This is a genomic window from Arthrobacter oryzae, assembly GCF_003634095.1.
In the GTDB taxonomy this organism is placed as follows: Bacteria; Actinomycetota; Actinomycetes; order Actinomycetales; family Micrococcaceae; genus Arthrobacter; species Arthrobacter oryzae.
Map to the genome: position 1 here is coordinate 394406 of NZ_RBIR01000004.1, position 16087 is coordinate 410492.

A 16087-nucleotide genomic window follows, 5' to 3' on the forward strand; every position below is an offset into this window, starting at 1 on the left:
CACTATGACCCAAACCGCCCTTCCCGGCCTTGCCACGCCTCCCCGGCTTCCGAACAACACCCTGCGGATCGTCCCGCTCGGAGGAATCGGGGAAATCGGCCGCAACATGACCGTCTTCGAGATCGGGGGCAAGCTCCTCATCGTTGACTGCGGCGTACTCTTCCCCGAAGAGACCCAGCCCGGCGTCGACCTCATCCTGCCGGATTTCTCCTACATCGAGAACCGTCTGCAGGACATCGTCGCGGTCATATTGACCCACGGCCACGAAGACCACATCGGCGCCGTCCCTTACCTCCTGCGCCTGCGCGCCGACATCCCCATCGTCGGTTCCCAGCTCACGCTGGCGCTCATCGAAGCCAAGCTGCAGGAACACCGGATCAAGCCCAACACCAAGACAGTCGTTGAGGGCCAGGTCGAAAAGTTCGGTCCCTTCGAATGCGAGTTCATCGCCGTCAACCACTCCATCCCGGACGCCCTGGCGGTCTTCCTCCGCACCGCCGGCGGCACCGTCCTGCACACCGGCGACTTCAAGATGGACCAGTTGCCGCTGGACGGCCGCATTACCGATCTCCGGCACTTCGCCAAGCTGGGCGAAGAAGGCGTGGATCTGTTCATGTCGGATTCGACCAATGCCGACGTTCCCGGCTTCACGACCGCCGAGAAGGAAATCGGACCCACCCTGGACCGCCTGTTCGGCCAGGCCTCCAAGCGCATCATCGTCGCTTCCTTCTCCTCCCACGTGCACCGCGTCCAGCAGGTCCTCGATGCTGCCGCCAACCACAACCGCAAGGTTGCCTTCGTGGGCCGCTCCATGGTCCGGAACATGGCCATCGCCGCGAAGCTGGGCTACCTGGAGGTCCCGGCCGGGATCCTGGTCGACATCAAGAACATCGACAACCTGCCGGATAACCGCGTGGTGCTGATGTCCACCGGTTCCCAGGGTGAGCCCATGGCCGCCCTGTCGCGCATGGCCAACGGCGACCACCGCGTCGTCGTCGGCCAGGGCGATACCGTCATCCTCGCGTCCAGCCTTATCCCGGGCAACGAGAACGCCGTCTTCCGGATCATCAACGGCCTGCTGAAGCTCGGTGCCGACGTCATCCACAAGGGCAATGCCAAGGTGCACGTCTCCGGCCACGCCGCCGCCGGCGAGCTCCTGTACTGCTACAACATCCTTGAGCCGCTCAACGCCATGCCGGTGCACGGCGAGACCCGCCACCTCATCGCCAACGGCAAGATCGCCCTCGAATCCGGTGTGCCGGAGGAGAGCATCCTGCTCGCGGACAACGGCACGGTAATCGACCTGCGCGATCACCAGGCCGACATCGTCGGCCAGGTCGAGGTTGGATTCGTCTACGTCGACGGCTCCAGCGTCGGCGAAGTTACCGAGGCCGACCTCAAGGACCGTCAGACTCTCGGCGATGAGGGCTTCATCTCCATCATCACCGTCATCCACCGCGCCACCGGCAAGGTCGTATCCGGGCCGGAGATCCACGCCCGCGGCGTGGCCGAGGATGATTCCGTCTTCGACGAGATCATCCCCAAGATCAACGAGGCCCTTGAGGAAGCCGTGCTGAACCGCACGGACCACACGACCCACCAGCTGCAGCAGGTGGTCCGCCGGGTCGTGGGGACGTGGGTCAACCGCAAGCTGCGCCGCAAGCCCATGATCATCCCGGTGGTCCTTGAGGCGTAAGCCTCAGGTGGTCCTTGAGGCGTAAGCCTCAGGTGGTTCGCCGGGCGTAAGCCCGGACCCACACCCGGCAAACGGCCTCTCCCGCCAGTTCGCAGCCCCCAGGGCCGCGGCAGGCGGGGGAGGCCGTTTGGCGTTGCCGCCGGGGACAACATGATCCCGGACGGCCCGGAAATTCGGGGCTTTCGGGCCGATGTCCGGTACCGTGGCGGGTATGGCGACTCGTACTTCTTCCGCGCCTAGAGGAAACTCAAGCGGCAAATCAGGCAGTTCTCCCGGCCGGGGGTCCAGTCCCGCCGCATCCAAATCCGCCCGGCCGCGGGGCGCCGCAGGTGGCACCGGCACCGCGCGGACCCGGCAGTTGGCTGCCGTTGAGCCGCGCCAGCCCTGGGTAGTGCGGGTGCTGGCCGGTGCCTGGCTCGGCGTCGCCCACGTCGTCGGCGCGGGCATCCGCCGGGTCGGCCACGACGTCAGCGACCTCGCTCCCGAGGACCGCCGCGACGGCGCCGCACTGTTCAACCTGGCCCTGGGGGTCTTCGTGGCCACCTTCGCGTGGTGGGGTTTCCACGGCTGGCTTCCCGACCTCGTATTTGCGATCGTCAACGGCACGTTCGGTTGGATGGCCCTGCTCCTGCCGCTCATGCTGTTCGTCTGCGCCTTTCGCCTGTTCCGCCAGCCCGACGACGGCCGCGGCAACAACCGCATCGGCATCGGCTTCCTGATCATGACCTTCGCGGGGACTGGCCTGGCCCACGTCATCGGCGGCCAGCCGACGGTGGCCGACGGCTTCGACGGACTGCGCAGGGCCGGCGGCATGCTCGGGTACCTCGCCGCCGCCCCGCTGGCGGCGATCCACCCCGCAATTCCCCTGGCGGTATACGCCCTGCTGGCCTTCACCTCCTTGCTGATCGTCACGGCAACCCCCTTCGGCGCCATCCCCGGCCGCCTGCGGGACGCGTACGAACACCTGATGGGCATGGACCTGCAGGACGACGACGGCGACCGCCATGACCGCAGCTACCTGTACGAGAACGACGCCCCGGCCGCGCCCAGGAAGAAGCGCAAGCGCCTCTTCGGCAAGGACCAGGAGGACGACGCCGGGCTCGAGGCCTACGTCGGCGACGAAGCATTCGAACGTGCCCTCATCGCAGACCAAGAGGCAGAGGACGCGGCACCGCCCGCCAAGGGCGCCAAGAACCGGGGAGGCGTGGCGCCCGGCGTCCGGCGCCCCACCCAGGCCGAGATCGCGGTCGAAAAGATCAAGGCGGCCCAGGGCCTCGGCGCAGCCGGAAACGCGGCGTCCGTCGGCGAGAACGCCACCGAGGCCATCCCGCTGGTAACGCCGGGAATGGTGGCGGCGGGGTCACTGAATCCCTCCCCAGCGGCAGTCCCGAAGGTGCCGGCGAACCCGGTGGCACCGGCACCGTTGCCCACGCCGATTCCGCAGCGCACCGAACAGCTTTCGCTGGCCGGCGACGTCACCTACACCCTGCCGGCGTCGGACATCCTCACCCCCGGGTCCATCCCCAAGGAACGCACCGAGGCCAACGACGCGATCGTCGCCTCGCTCACCGAGACGCTCAACCAGTTCAACGTCGATGCCCAGGTCACCGGCTTCAGCCGCGGCCCCACCGTGACCCGCTATGAAATCGAACTGTCCCCGGGCACCAAGGTGGAGCGGGTTACGGCCCTGTCCAAGAACATCTCCTACGCCGTCGCGAGCTCGGACGTGCGCATCCTGAGCCCCATCCCGGGCAAGTCCGCCATCGGCATCGAGATCCCCAACACGGACCGCGAGACCGTCTCCCTGGGCGACGTGCTCCGCAGCCAGAACGCCCGCCGCACCGACCACCCGATGGTCATGGGCGTCGGCAAGGACGTCGAGGGCGGCTACGTCGTGGCCAACCTCGCCAAGATGCCCCACCTGCTGGTGGCCGGCGCCACCGGCGCCGGTAAGTCCTCGTTCGTGAACTCGATGATCACCTCCATCCTCATGCGGGCCACCCCGGACGAGGTCCGCATGGTCATGGTGGACCCCAAGCGCGTGGAACTCACGGCCTATGAAGGCGTCCCGCACCTGATCACCCCGATCATCACCAACCCGAAGAAGGCCGCCGAGGCCCTGCAATGGGTGGTCCGTGAAATGGACGCCCGCTACGACGACCTCGCCAACTACGGCTTCAAGCACATCGATGACTTCAACAAGGCCGTCCGTGCCGGCAAGGTCCACCCGCCCGTGGACTCCAAACGCGTCATCAAGCCGTACCCGTACCTGCTGGTGATCGTGGACGAACTCGCCGACCTCATGATGGTCGCCCCGCGCGACGTCGAAGACTCGATTGTCCGCATCACCCAGCTGGCCCGAGCGGCCGGCATCCACCTGGTCCTCGCCACCCAGCGTCCGTCCGTCGACGTCGTGACCGGCCTGATCAAGGCCAACGTGCCCTCCCGCATGGCCTTCGCCACGTCCTCCGTCACCGACTCCCGCGTGGTCCTGGACCAGCCGGGTGCCGAAAAACTCATCGGCCAGGGTGACGCACTCTTCCTGCCGATGGGCGCCTCCAAAGCGATGCGCGTCCAGGGCGCCTGGGTCACCGAATCCGAGATCCACCGCGTAGTCGAGCACGTCAAGGGCCAGCTCAAGGCCGTCTACCGTGACGACGTCGCGCCCGAGGCGCAGAAGAAGCAGATCGACGACGACATCGGGGATGACCTCGAGGTCCTGCTCCAGGCGACCGAGCTGGTGGTCACCACGCAGTTCGGCTCGACCTCGATGCTGCAGCGCAAGCTGCGCGTCGGCTTCGCGAAGGCCGGCCGGCTCATGGACCTGCTCGAGTCCAGGGGAGTGGTGGGCCCCTCCGAGGGTTCCAAGGCCCGCGACGTGCTGGTCAAACCGGATGATCTCGCCGCCGTGCTGGCCGCGATGAAGGGGCTCGAGGCTCCCGCCGGAGTGGATGCCCAGACCGCCGCGCTGAGCGAGAACGCCAACGCGAACATCGCCCAGGGCGGGTACGCCGAGGACCTCGTGGCGGCCGACCTCGCCAACCGCACCCAGGCGACCGAGTACTACGACGGCGCCGACGGCGGCTCCGGAGACGAGGACGGCTCGGAGGACGCCTGGTCGCTCACCGGACGCTAGCGTGCGAAGACGGTAGCCTAGGAAGGTGAATAGCGCCGAAGCCAACGCTGGGTCCGCCTCGCGAATCTGGAACCTGCCAAATATCCTGACAATGCTGCGGATCGTGCTGGTGCCATTCTTCGTCTGGTTCCTCATCCTCGACGCCCCCGGATTGCAGGCCCAGAACGGCATCTGGCGCTGGGCGGCCGCGGCCGTATTCGCCGTCGCCATCTACACAGACAAACTCGACGGCGACATCGCCCGGTCCCGCGGACTTGTCACCGACTTCGGCAAGATCGCGGACCCGATCGCGGACAAACTCCTGATCGGCTCCGCGCTGGTCATGCTCTCGCTGCTCCAGGAACTGCCGTGGTGGGTCACCATCCTGATCCTGGTCCGGGAGTGGGGCATCACCGCCCTGCGGTTCTTCGTGATCCGCTACGGCGTCATGCCGGCCTCGCGCGGCGGAAAGCTCAAGACGGTGGTCCAGACCGTGGCCATCTTCCTCTACATCCTTCCGCTGGCGTCCATCGCCCCGTGGCTCGGCGTCGTGGCGTTCATCGTCATGATGGCGGCGCTGGCGATCACCCTGTGGACCGGCGGCGAGTACGTTATTGAGGCCCTCAAGCTGCGGGCCTCCGGCATCAAGGCAGAGAAGGAACGGACGAGGGAGAACAAGCCATGACTGATCCGAACCCGAGTCTTCACCCCAGCCCCCATCCCACGCTTCACCCCAACCTGCACCGCCTGGCGGAGCAGGCCGTGACCGGGGCGATCGGCCGCGGGATGACCGCCGCCACCGCAGAGTCACTCACCGCCGGCATGGTCGCCGCCGTGCTGGCCGACACGCCCGGCGCCTCCGGCATGCTGCAGGGCGGCGTGGTCTCCTACGCCAACTCCGTCAAAGCCGACGTCCTGGGCGTCCCCGCCGAACTTCTCGACGCCGTCGGCTCCGTGGACGGGCAGGTCGCCGCGGCCATGGCCGACGGTGCCCGCCGCGTCTGCGGTGCCGACATTGGCGTCTCCACCACCGGCGTGGCCGGGCCCGAACCGCACGACGGCAAGGCGGTGGGCACGGTCTTCATCGGCGTCGCCACCGCGGAGGGCTCGACGTCGTACCCGTATTCCTTTGCGGGAAGCCGCGCGGAAATCCGCGCACTCGCGTGCGGCGCGGCCCTGGAACGCCTGCTCGAAGCCCTATCTTCGGAAGGCTACCCGGCGTAAAGTTGCCGGGAACAAAAGTTGATTCCGAATAGTTGTTACATTGTGTCGCTTCCAAATAAGGGAGGCGCCTAGGATGAAATCATCAGCAGAGTCCGCCCCCACCGGCGGAATCGACAGTACGAGGAGCAAGGCGATACAGATGGTAAAGCAGCCCGTATCCATAAACGGCGTTGTCCGCTGGAAGGATGTGGGCCTCGCCGATCAGGCAAAGAGCGAACAGAAGGAGCGCAAGATGGTTGTACTTCGTCACGAAATCGGTGATGTCCTGCGCGATGTCCGCCAGCGCCAAGGCCGTACCCTCCGCGAAGTCTCGCACAGTGCCCGCGTTTCGCTGGGCTACTTGAGCGAAGTGGAACGCGGCCAGAAGGAAGCCTCCTCGGAGTTGCTGTCTTCGATCTGCTCGGCCCTCGATGTTCCGCTCTCGAGCATGCTCCGCGAAGTCAGCGACCGCGTCGCTGTCGCCGAGGGTGTCGCGGTTCCGGACACGGTCCCGCAGGAGTTCGCACAGCGCTACGGCCGCGACCTTGACCGAGAGCTCAACTCAGACCTCAACGACGAGCTGGCGAAGGGACTCCTTTCCGGAGCCCGCTAGACGCCGACTCACCACGATTCAAGAAAGGACCCCCGGCCGAGGCCGGGGGTCCTTTGATGTGTCCGGAGCTTCCGGCTGCGTCAGGCGTGCTCGTCCCGGGGAAACCCGTCGCGTTCGTAGGTGGCATTGAGCTTTGCCATATACATGGCAAGAGCCTGCAGATCGCCGGCGGGCCACTCTGCCAGGCGTTCCCGGAACACCTCCCGCCGGGCGTCCTGGACCTGGTGCATTCTTTCTTCGCCCTCCTGGGTCAGGCGGATGGACTGCGCCCGGCCGTCGAGGGGATCTGCCTCCTTGGACACCAGGCCGAGGCCCTCGAGGAAGGCGACCTGCCGGCTCACCGAGGGTTTGCCGACCCCGATGGAGGACGCGAGTTCGGTCAGCCGGATGGGGCCCTGCTTGCGGATCACGCTGAGCAGTCCGTAGGCCGCGGGTTCCATGTCAGGGTGGACCTGGCGTGAGAGCTGGTGCGAAATGGACCGGCCGCGGCGCCAAAGCAGGCTCAGCTGGACTTCGACGGCGTTGAGGGCGGCGTCGGCGTCAACGCCACTCTCTCCGCTGGCGTCAGCGCCGGTGTTTCCGGGGAGGGAATTGCCGGCGGGCTCGGTTGGGTTGCTCATGGCAACCATTCTAGAGTCCCGGGCCGTGAGAGACTTTATTGGTGCGAATCAGTGACTTTTGGCGGCTAATGGACGACGAGTTTGGCGCGGGGTATTCCCGTGTCCTCAGCAGCTCGCTGGTCCTGGCGGGGGTTGGCGGACGCACCGCGGACCAGGCCCTCAGCGCCGGGATCCCTCCCCGTCAGGTCTGGCTTGCCATGTGCGACGTCCAGGATGTGCCGCCGGACCGTCGTCTTGGCCGTGACGTCAAGCCCCGCGACAACCCCGGGGCCCGCTGACGCGCGGGGCGCAATCCGGCCGCGGTGGCGTGGCGCCGGCGTTGGACTGGCAGGGCTGACACGCCGCCCGGTTGTTCGAATATTTGTTCGGATGGGGATATGCTTTTTATGAGTGTTTTCGACATGGCGTTTTCCACATAGGCGGTTCACCCGGCAACTTTGTCGGAGGGTGCCGGTAGCGTCAGTGATGACAGACGAAGGGCCTTCACGGCCACTCCACAGCGAGAAAGTATTAGAGGTGTGAACCATGGCCGCAGCCCCGGATCGCCAGAAGGCGCTCGACGCAGCGCTTGCCCAGATTGACAAGCAGTTCGGCAAGGGCTCGGTCATGCGCTTGGGCGACGAAGTCCGTGCGCCCATCGAAGTCATTCCAACCGGCTCCATTGCCTTGGACGTCGCCCTGGGAATTGGCGGCCTGCCCCGCGGCCGCGTCGTGGAAATCTACGGTCCAGAGTCTTCCGGTAAGACCACGGTCGCGCTGCACGCGGTGGCCAACGCCCAGCGGCTGGGCGGCATTGCCGCCTTCATCGACGCCGAGCACGCCCTCGATCCGGAATACGCTGCCAAGCTGGGCGTCGACACCGATGCGCTCCTGGTCTCCCAGCCGGACACCGGCGAGCAGGCCCTGGAAATCATGGATATGCTCATCGGTTCGGGCTCCCTTGATGTGATCGTCATCGACTCCGTCGCCGCCCTCGTTCCCCGCGCGGAAATCGAAGGCGACATGGGCGACAGCCACGTGGGCCTTCAGGCCCGCCTGATGAGCCAGGCCCTGCGTAAGATCACCGGCCGCCTGAGCCAGACCAAGACCACGGCCATCTTCATCAACCAGCTGCGTGAAAAGATCGGTGTCTTCTTCGGTTCCCCGGAAACCACCACCGGTGGTAAGGCCCTGAAGTTCTACGCCTCCATCCGCATCGACGTCCGGCGCATTCAGACCCTCAAGGAGGGCGCCGACTCGGTCGGCAACCGCACCAAGGCCAAGATCGTCAAGAACAAGATGGCTCCTCCCTTCAAGATCGCCGAGTTTGACATCATTTACGGGCAGGGCATTTCCCGTGAGGGCGGCATTATTGACATGGGTGTCGAGCACGGCCTGATCAAGAAGTCAGGCTCCTGGTTCACCTACGACGGCGACCAGCTGGGCCAGGGCATGGAGAACTCCCGCCGCTTCCTGCGCGACAACCCGGAACTGGCGGCCGAACTCGAGCGCCTGATCAAGGAAAAGCTCGGCGTCGGCGTCAAGGCCCCGGCCGAGACCGAGGAATCACCGAAACTGAAGGCCGTTGACGGCTTCTAACGCCGACGCAGGCACCGGAGCAGACGCCGGGTCAGGGTTCCGTCAATGGAGCCCTGACCCCGGCAGGGACACCGGGGGTGCCGACGACGGACGGGCCGGGGGTGCCGACGACGGACGGGCCGGGCGTGCTGGAGCCGGCGGGCGCAGTGCCCGCGGCCGGAAGGGCCCGTCTCCGGAACTGGATCCTGACGCGGACCCCGCGGCGGTGGCACGTGCAATTGTGCTGCGGCAACTGACGAATTCACCCAAGAGCCGGCTGCAGCTCGCGCGGAAGCTGGCCGAACGCAACGTTCCCGAGGACGTGGCAGAGGCAGTGCTGGACCGCTTCGAGGAAGTACGGCTCGTGGACGACGCCGAATTCGCCGACATGTGGGTCCGGAGCAGGTCCCAGACACGCAAGCTCGCCAAAGGGGCCCTGCGGCGTGAACTCGCGGACAAGGGCATCGACCCCGACACTGCCGCAGGCGCGCTGGATCAGCTCAGCGACGCCGACGAAGAAGTCGCCGCCCGGGAGCTCGTCCAACGTAAGCTGCGGGGATTCACCGGCGGTGAAGACCGGGCGGAGCGCGAGAAGATCACGCGCCGCCTGGCGTCGATGCTGGCCCGCAAGGGGTACCAGCCGTCGCTTGCCTTCCGGATTGTGGGCGAGGTGCTCGACGCCGTCGCCGGCCGTGACAGTGCCGGAGACTGAGCCTTCCGGTCCGGTGCCTGCGCAGGCCCGGCCACTGTCCGTGACCCTTACCCGTTACCCTTAACAAGTGAGTTTTACCATTCCCTCCCCAGCAACCGGCACCACTTCTTCAGCAGCGTCTCCGGCGGCGCCGCCAGCGGCCAGCACAGACGCAGCAACTCCAGAGCGCAGTTCCGGGCAGGCGCAGCCGCGCACCTATCAGGTGCGGACCTTCGGCTGCCAGATGAACGTGCACGATTCCGAGCGGATGGCCGGCATGCTGGAGGCCGCAGGCTACGTTCCTTCCGCCGGCGAACTGGCCGACGTCGTGGTCTTCAACACCTGCGCGGTCAGGGAGAACGCGGATAACAAGCTGTACGGCAACCTCGGCATGTTGGCTCCGGTGAAGGCAGCCAACCCCGGCATGCAGATTGCCGTCGGAGGCTGCCTCGCGCAGAAAGACCGGGAAACCATCCTGAAGAAGGCGCCGTGGGTGGACGCGGTCTTCGGCACCCACAACGTTGGCGCCCTGCCGGCGCTGCTGGACCGGGCGCGCCACAACAATGAGGCCCAGCTGGAAATCCTGGAATCCCTCGATGTCTTCCCCTCGACACTGCCCACCAAACGCGACTCCGTGTACTCCGGCTGGGTTTCCATTTCGGTCGGTTGCAACAACACGTGCACCTTCTGCATCGTCCCCGCCTTGCGCGGCAAGGAAAAGGACCGGCGCCCGGGGGAGATCCTGGCCGAAATCCAGGCCCTCGTGGACGACGGCGCCATCGAAGTGACCCTGCTGGGGCAAAACGTGAATTCCTACGGCGTTGAGTTCGGCGACCGTCAGGCGTTCTCGAAGCTCCTGCGCGCGTGCGGAGAAATCCAGGGCCTGGAGCGGGTCCGCTTCACCAGCCCGCACCCCGCCGCTTTCACCGACGACGTCATCGACGCCATGGCCGAGACCCCCAACGTCATGCCGCAGCTGCATATGCCGCTGCAGTCAGGCTCTGACAAGGTCCTCAAGGACATGAAGCGGTCCTACCGCTCCACCAAGTTCCTCGGCATCCTGGACAAGGTGCGGGAGAAGATCCCGCACGCGGCGATCTCCACCGACATCATTGTCGGGTTCCCCGGCGAGACCGAGGAAGACTTCCAGGCCACGCTCAACGTCGTGGAGAAGTCCCGGTTCGCCACGGCTTTTACCTTCCAGTACTCCAAGCGGCCCGGCACCCCGGCGGCCGAGCTTCCGGACCAGCTCCCGAAGGCTGTGGTCCAGGAACGCTTCGAGCGCCTAACGGCCCTGCAGGACCGGATCGCGGCGGAGGAAAACGCCCGCCAGCTCGGCCGCCGCGTCGAGGTCATGGTCACTGCCCAGTCGGGCCGCAAGGCCGAGGAAACCCACCGGCTCTCCGGCCGGTCCCAGGACCAGCGGCTGGTGCACTTCTCCGTGCCCGCCGGCGCCGAGACTCCCCGACCCGGTGACCTCGTTACTGTCACCATCACGGAGGCCGCGGCGTTCCACCTCGTCGCGGACCCCGCATCGGCGGAGGATTACAGCCTGCGCCGGTCCCGGGCCGGCGACGCCTGGGACCGCTCGCAAGCAGATTCGTGCGGCGCTGTCCCGGCGGGCCAAACCAGCGCGTCGGGCAAGGCCGGTGTGTCGCTGGGCATGCCCGGTCTCCCGGTCCGCGGCCGTTAGCGCCGTGGCCGGTCCGCACGGCAGCGCGCCGGAGGGGGACCTGCCGCCGGTGATCGCCGTCGTCGGCCCCACCGGCTCCGGCAAGTCCGATCTCGCCGTGTCCCTCGCGCTGGCACTCGACGGCGAAGTCATCAACGCCGATTCCATGCAGTTCTACCGCGGCATGGACATTGGCACCGCCAAAATCACGGACGCCGAACGCCGGGGAGTCCCGCATCACCTCCTGGACATCCTGGACGTGACGGAGGAAGCAAGCGTCTCGGCCTTCCAGCAGCAAGCCCGCGCCGTGATCGAAGACATCCACTCCCGGGGAAAGCGGGCCATCCTGGCCGGCGGTTCCGGACTCTATGTGCGCGCCGCCCTCGATGTCCTGGAGTTCCCCGGCACAGATCCGGTCATCCGCCGCCGGCTGGAGACGGAACTGGAGACGGCCGGCCAGGCGCCGCTGCGGGAGCGGCTGGAAGCCGTGGACCCCGTGTCCGCGGCCAGGCTCGGCGATGCCCGTAGGATCATCCGCGCCTTGGAAGTATTCGAACTCACCGGGCGGCCGTTCAGCTCGTTCATGCCTGCCCGCGAGTACTTCCAGCCTGCCGTCCAGATCGGGCTCGACGTGGAGCGGGAACTGCTCCGGGAGAGACTGGCGCTGCGCGTGCACGCAATGGTGGACAGGGGACTCCTCGAGGAAGTCCGTCGACTGGACGCCGTGGGGCTCCGCCACGGCAAGACGGCGTCGCGGGCCCTGGGCTACGCACAGTTCCTCCGGGTGCTCGACGGTGCTTCCAGCCTGGCGCAGGCAACGGAGGAAACAATCGTCGCCACCCGGCAGTTCGCGCGCCGCCAGCTGACCTGGTTCCGGGCCGATCCCCGGGTTAACTGGCTCGACTGGCAGGATCCTGATCTGGTGGCCAAGGCCGCGGCACTGTGCGGAACGCCGCCCGATCTGCCGACGGCCCGCCGGCCCGGTCACGGTTCCGGAGCTGAGCGGGCGGAACGGTAACCTTGGAGCATGGACCACACCCAATCCGTAGCAGCTGAGCGTACCGCCGGCGATACCGCAGCCCTCAGCGGCCTGAAGTTTTCCAAAGGCCACGGAACGGGCAACGACTTTGTCCTGGTCGCCGACCCCAATGGCGCACTCTCGCTCAGCCCTGAGCAGGTCGCGGCGCTCTGCAACCGGCACGTCGGCATTGGCGGCGATGGCTTGATCCGTGCGGTGCCTTCTCGGCTCCTGGCGGAGGGACAGGAATTGCTGAGCGCACACCCCGAGGCCGAGTGGTTCATGGACTACCGCAACGGCGACGGCTCACTGTCCGAGATGTGCGGCAACGGCGTCCGGGTTTTTGTGCACTTCCTCATCGCCGAAGGCCTGGTGGATCTTCCGGCCGGCGAATCGCTCGTCATCGGCACCCGCGCCGGGGCAAAGACGATCGTCCGCACAGCTGCCGGCTACGCCGTTGACATGGGTCCGTGGGAGTTCATCTTCCCCGGCGAGGCAACCGCGCGGGCGATGGATTCGCTCGTCAGCGCCGACGGACTGGAGGTGGCCAGGCCCGCCCTGTCCGTCAGCATGGGCAACCCCCACACGGTCGTCGCCCTCGCCGAAACGGCAGAGCTCGAGGCCACGCAGCTGTTCACGGCACCGCGCGTTGACCCGATCCCGCCGCACGGCACCAACGTCGAATTTGTTGTGCCCGCCGAACCCCTGGTCCACGAAGGCGCCGGGACCATCACCATGCGGGTGCATGAACGCGGCGTGGGGGAGACCCAGTCCTGCGGCACCGGCGCCTGCGCCGCCGCCGTCGCGATCCGTCACTGGGCCGGCCAGGGTGCACCGGACACGTGGAACGTCCACGTTCCGGGCGGCGTCGTCGGTGTGAAATTCTTCCTCGGTCCGGAAGGTCACGAACACGTCGAACTCAGCGGCCCGGCCGTAATCGTCGCTAGCGGGACGCTTTCCTGACCCGAAGGATCCGGAACGACTTTGAGGTGCTCTCCCGGGTCACGCTGAAGCTTGCATCGAATTCCGACGCCAGCCAGCGCTGCAGGGAGTCCGAGCCGAGGTTCTTCTGGACCACAAGCCACGCTGATCCTCCCGGTGCCAGCCGGGGAATCCACAGCCGCAGCAGTGCATGAAGCTCGTCCTTGCCGATCCGGATCGGCGGGTTGGACCAGATGGTGTCAAAGCGCAGGTCGGGGTCCACAGCCTCCGGCGTGCTTGCGGTCACATTACCCAACCCCAGCAGCGCGGCGTTTTCGTTTGTCAGTGTGACGCAGCGCTCGTTCACGTCCACCGCATAGACCCGCGCGTGCGGTGCCCGCAGGGCCATGGTCAAGGCGATCGGACCCCAGCCGCAGCCGATGTCGAGCAGGTTGCCCTGCGGCGCGGGGGCAGGGACATCGGCGAGCAGCACAGCCGTTCCCTTATCGATCCCGTCCGGGCTGAAGATCCCTGAGGAGGTCTGCAGCCGCCGCGTCTCGCCGGCAAGGTCCACTGTTAGTGGTTTGCGGGTGAAAGGCCCGGCGGGTTGGGCGCTGAAATAGTGTGCAGACTCCATAGTGGGCCAGATTAGTTGGCGCCCCGCCTGAATGGGAAACCGGGCACCCTGCGGAAGGAAACGGGGCGCCCTGCGGAACTGGAAACCGGATGGACCCCGAACGGCAAACCGGAGCGGAACGGCCTCAGGGCCCGGAGCAGGGCCCGGGACAGAGACAGGGCCAGGGCCCGGGCGGTGGTGACGGGGCCAGTCCGCCGCCCGAAATGGGGGAGCACCGGGTGTCTGCTACGCTCAATAACATGATCTTGATTTCCAAGTAGCCGGCACGGGTCCACTCCCGTCCCCGCAGCGACGCAGGTAAAACGCCTTCCGCTCAGCGCGCCACCGCACGAGTGAGTCTTCTCACCCGCCGGCGCCCGAACACCTTGGAACCCACCGCTCTTTTTGCACCACGGGTGTCGGGCGGCGCATGTCTTCGAACCCGCCATCCTTGTGGATCGCGGTCCGTTGACAGGCCCCCGGGCCAGGCTCAGCGGACAGCAACCACCTCACTGTGTTTCTCACAGACGGGGTTTCCCGGCGCCCCTCCTCTTCACCCAGCACTTCACCCAGCCACCGCTCCACCGGAGCGCACCCTGCCCCAGGCGCCGTCGCCGCGGGCACTTCAGGAGGCCCGCATGACCCCTCGCCGTCAGCCCAGCGCGAATACCGTCCCACAGAGCAACAATCGGCACTATTCTGAAAGAGCCGAACCCTTAAAGGAGACCATGACCAGCCAGCCCAACACCGGACCCGATTCAGCCGCCCAGGATATGAGTCCTGAGGAGATCCAGGCTGTTATCGACCGGATTCTCTCCAAGGACACCCCTGCCCCGAGCACGGGCCGCAGCGCAGGAACCGGTGCCGCCGCCGCACCCGGTACGGGCAGCAGTGGCCCGACGTCGGTGCTCGGCAAGGCACAGGCCATCTCGCGCCTGGATGAGGTCTACACCAATTTCGACGGCGACCAGCAAGATCTCGAGGAACGCCATGCGCTGCGCCGCAAGGCCGGGCTGTCCACAGAACTCGAAGATGTCACCGAGGTCGAGTATCGGCAGTTGCGACTTGAGCGCGTTGTTTTGGCCGGACTCTGGAGCGAAGGCACCCTCGCAGACGCCGAGAATTCGCTGCGCGAACTTGCTGCACTCGCCGAAACAGCCGGCTCGGAGGTCCTGGACGGGCTGGTCCAGCGGCGTGCCAAGCCTGACCCCGGAACCTTCCTGGGGTCCGGTAAGGCGCAGGAACTCAAAGCCATCGTGATGTCCACGGGCGCCGACACCGTAGTTGTCGATGCCGAACTGGCCCCCTCGCAGCGACGCGGCCTGGAGGACATCGTCAAGGTCAAAGTCATTGACCGCACGGCGCTGATCCTGGACATCTTCGCGCAGCATGCAAAAAGCCGCGAAGGCAAGGCGCAGGTGGAACTGGCCCAGCTCGAATACCTGCTCCCGCGTCTGCGCGGCTGGGGCGAGTCGATGTCCCGCCAGGCCGGTGGCCAGGTGGGCGGCGCCGGCGCCGGCATGGGTTCGCGCGGTCCCGGTGAAACGAAGATCGAACTGGACCGGCGGCGGATCCGTACCCGGATGGCCAAGCTGCGGCGTGAAATCGCCGCGATGAAGCCCGCCCGGGAAACGAAGCGGGCCAACCGCCGTCGTAATGCCGTGCCTTCAGTGGCGATCGCGGGGTACACCAACGCCGGAAAGTCCTCGTTGCTGAACCGGCTGACTGACGCCGGCGTCCTGGTGGAGAATGCCCTGTTCGCCACCCTGGATCCCACCGTCCGCAAGGCCGAAACCGCAGACGGACTGGGCTACACCCTGGCAGACACGGTCGGCTTTGTCCGTTCGCTGCCCACCCAGCTCGTGGAGGCGTTCCGCTCCACCTTGGAAGAGGTGGCGGACTCGGACCTGATCCTGCACGTCGTGGACGCATCGCACCCTGATCCCGAGGGCCAGATCGCCGCAGTCCGGGCGGTCTTCAGCGATGTCGATGCCCGCAAGGTCCCCGAGATCATTGTCCTGAACAAGGCCGATGCCGCCGACCCGTTCGTGCTCGAACGGCTCAAGCAGCGCGAACCGCGCCACGTGGTGGTCTCCGCACGCACGGGCGAGGGCATCCCGGAACTGCTCAAGGCCATCAGCGACGGCATTCCGCGGCCGGGCGTGCGGCTCGAACTGTTGATTCCGTACAACCGCGGGGACCTGCTCAACAAGCTCCACGAGACCGACGCCGAGATCCTCAGCCTCGACCACGAGGAAACCGGGACCCGGGCCGTGGTGATGGTGCGCGAAGGACTCGCCGCTGAACTGGATCCCTTCATCAGCAATGACTGAGGCCGCCCTGAACACGGCTGACGCCGAAGCGG

At 66.8% G+C, this 16087-nt stretch carries 14 protein-coding genes; 12 read left to right on the plus strand and 2 right to left on the minus strand.

Features of this window, described 5'->3' with window-relative positions; genetic code table 11:
* Positions 1-4: 4 nt before the first annotated feature.
* From C8D78_RS12000 to C8D78_RS12020, 5 genes are all read left to right on the plus strand, one after another.
* A complete protein-coding gene (locus C8D78_RS12000) occupies positions 5-1696 on the plus strand; it encodes a ribonuclease J (protein ID WP_120953952.1) in 1692 nt (563 codons plus the stop codon).
* A gap of 211 nt (positions 1697-1907) precedes the next feature.
* Positions 1908-4832 carry an FtsK/SpoIIIE family DNA translocase gene (locus C8D78_RS12005; protein WP_120954140.1) on the plus strand — a complete coding sequence of 975 codons (2925 nt, stop codon included), beginning with the start codon at positions 1908-1910 and terminating at the stop codon, positions 4830-4832.
* A 25-nt stretch (positions 4833-4857) separates the two neighbouring features.
* The gene (gene pgsA / locus C8D78_RS12010) at positions 4858-5496 is read left to right on the plus strand and encodes a CDP-diacylglycerol--glycerol-3-phosphate 3-phosphatidyltransferase (RefSeq protein WP_120953954.1); all 639 of its coding nucleotides are present in this window, start codon (positions 4858-4860) and stop codon (positions 5494-5496) included.
* Positions 5493-6035 carry a CinA family protein gene (locus C8D78_RS12015; RefSeq protein WP_120953956.1) on the plus strand — a complete coding sequence of 181 codons (543 nt, stop codon included), beginning with the start codon at positions 5493-5495 and terminating at the stop codon, positions 6033-6035. Before pgsA ends, C8D78_RS12015 begins: the two co-directional genes overlap by 4 nt.
* A gap of 139 nt (positions 6036-6174) precedes the next feature.
* The gene (locus C8D78_RS12020) at positions 6175-6627 is read left to right on the plus strand and encodes a helix-turn-helix domain-containing protein (protein ID WP_120953958.1); all 453 of its coding nucleotides are present in this window, start codon (positions 6175-6177) and stop codon (positions 6625-6627) included.
* Positions 6628-6707: 80 nt separating this feature from the next.
* Here the strand turns inward: C8D78_RS12020 and C8D78_RS12025 are convergent, their stop codons facing one another.
* Entirely contained in the window at positions 6708-7247 is a 540-nt protein-coding gene (locus C8D78_RS12025) for a MarR family winged helix-turn-helix transcriptional regulator (protein WP_120954142.1), read from the minus strand.
* 41 nt (positions 7248-7288) lie between these two features.
* On the opposite strand from C8D78_RS12025, the gene C8D78_RS12030 reads away from it, so the two are divergent.
* The 6 genes from C8D78_RS12030 to dapF all read left to right on the plus strand — a co-directional run bounded on the left by C8D78_RS12030 (position 7289) and on the right by dapF (position 13148).
* A complete protein-coding gene (locus tag C8D78_RS12030; RefSeq protein WP_120954144.1) occupies positions 7289-7525 on the plus strand; it encodes a DUF3046 domain-containing protein in 237 nt (78 codons plus the stop codon).
* A 247-nt stretch (positions 7526-7772) separates the two neighbouring features.
* A complete protein-coding gene (gene recA, locus C8D78_RS12035) occupies positions 7773-8825 on the plus strand; it encodes a recombinase RecA (RefSeq protein ID WP_091249847.1) in 1053 nt (350 codons plus the stop codon).
* Positions 8826-9030: 205 nt separating this feature from the next.
* Entirely contained in the window at positions 9031-9516 is a 486-nt protein-coding gene (locus C8D78_RS12040; protein ID WP_208641939.1) for a regulatory protein RecX, read from the plus strand.
* A gap of 67 nt (positions 9517-9583) precedes the next feature.
* Positions 9584-11188, plus strand: coding sequence for a tRNA (N6-isopentenyl adenosine(37)-C2)-methylthiotransferase MiaB (gene miaB, locus C8D78_RS12045; RefSeq protein WP_120953960.1), 1605 nt, complete (start codon positions 9584-9586; stop codon positions 11186-11188).
* A 4-nt stretch (positions 11189-11192) separates the two neighbouring features.
* On the plus strand, positions 11193-12185 hold the full coding sequence (gene miaA / locus C8D78_RS12050; protein WP_120953962.1) for a tRNA (adenosine(37)-N6)-dimethylallyltransferase MiaA: 993 nt from the start codon (positions 11193-11195) through the stop codon (positions 12183-12185).
* A 9-nt stretch (positions 12186-12194) separates the two neighbouring features.
* Positions 12195-13148 carry a diaminopimelate epimerase gene (gene dapF, locus C8D78_RS12055; RefSeq protein ID WP_120953964.1) on the plus strand — a complete coding sequence of 318 codons (954 nt, stop codon included), beginning with the start codon at positions 12195-12197 and terminating at the stop codon, positions 13146-13148.
* Here dapF and C8D78_RS12060 read toward each other — a convergent pair.
* On the minus strand, positions 13129-13743 hold the full coding sequence (locus C8D78_RS12060) for a class I SAM-dependent methyltransferase (RefSeq protein ID WP_120953966.1): 615 nt from the start codon (positions 13741-13743) through the stop codon (positions 13129-13131). The two genes, dapF and C8D78_RS12060, sit on opposite strands and share 20 nt — an antisense overlap.
* A 707-nt stretch (positions 13744-14450) precedes the next feature.
* Between C8D78_RS12060 and hflX the strand changes: the two genes are divergently transcribed.
* The gene (gene hflX, locus C8D78_RS12065) at positions 14451-16055 is read left to right on the plus strand and encodes a GTPase HflX (RefSeq protein WP_120953968.1); all 1605 of its coding nucleotides are present in this window, start codon (positions 14451-14453) and stop codon (positions 16053-16055) included.
* Positions 16056-16087 lie beyond the last annotated feature (32 nt).

Bases quoted from the DNA above. Each gene is read 5' to 3' on its own strand.
- recA (WP_091249847.1), top strand. From the start codon at position 7,773: ATGGCCGCAGCCCCGGATCGCCAGAAGGCGCTCGACGCAGCGCTTGCC.
- hflX (WP_120953968.1), top strand. From the start codon at position 14,451: ATGACCAGCCAGCCCAACACCGGACCCGATTCAGCCGCCCAGGATATG.
- C8D78_RS12060 (WP_120953966.1), bottom strand. From the start codon at position 13,743: ATGGAGTCTGCACACTATTTCAGCGCCCAACCCGCCGGGCCTTTCACC.
- C8D78_RS12025 (WP_120954142.1), bottom strand. From the start codon at position 7,247: ATGAGCAACCCAACCGAGCCCGCCGGCAATTCCCTCCCCGGAAACACC.
- C8D78_RS12000 (WP_120953952.1), top strand. From the start codon at position 5: ATGACCCAAACCGCCCTTCCCGGCCTTGCCACGCCTCCCCGGCTTCCG.
- C8D78_RS12005 (WP_120954140.1), top strand. From the start codon at position 1,908: ATGGCGACTCGTACTTCTTCCGCGCCTAGAGGAAACTCAAGCGGCAAA.
- C8D78_RS12020 (WP_120953958.1), top strand. From the start codon at position 6,175: ATGGTAAAGCAGCCCGTATCCATAAACGGCGTTGTCCGCTGGAAGGAT.
- dapF (WP_120953964.1), top strand. From the start codon at position 12,195: ATGGACCACACCCAATCCGTAGCAGCTGAGCGTACCGCCGGCGATACC.
- C8D78_RS12015 (WP_120953956.1), top strand. From the start codon at position 5,493: ATGACTGATCCGAACCCGAGTCTTCACCCCAGCCCCCATCCCACGCTT.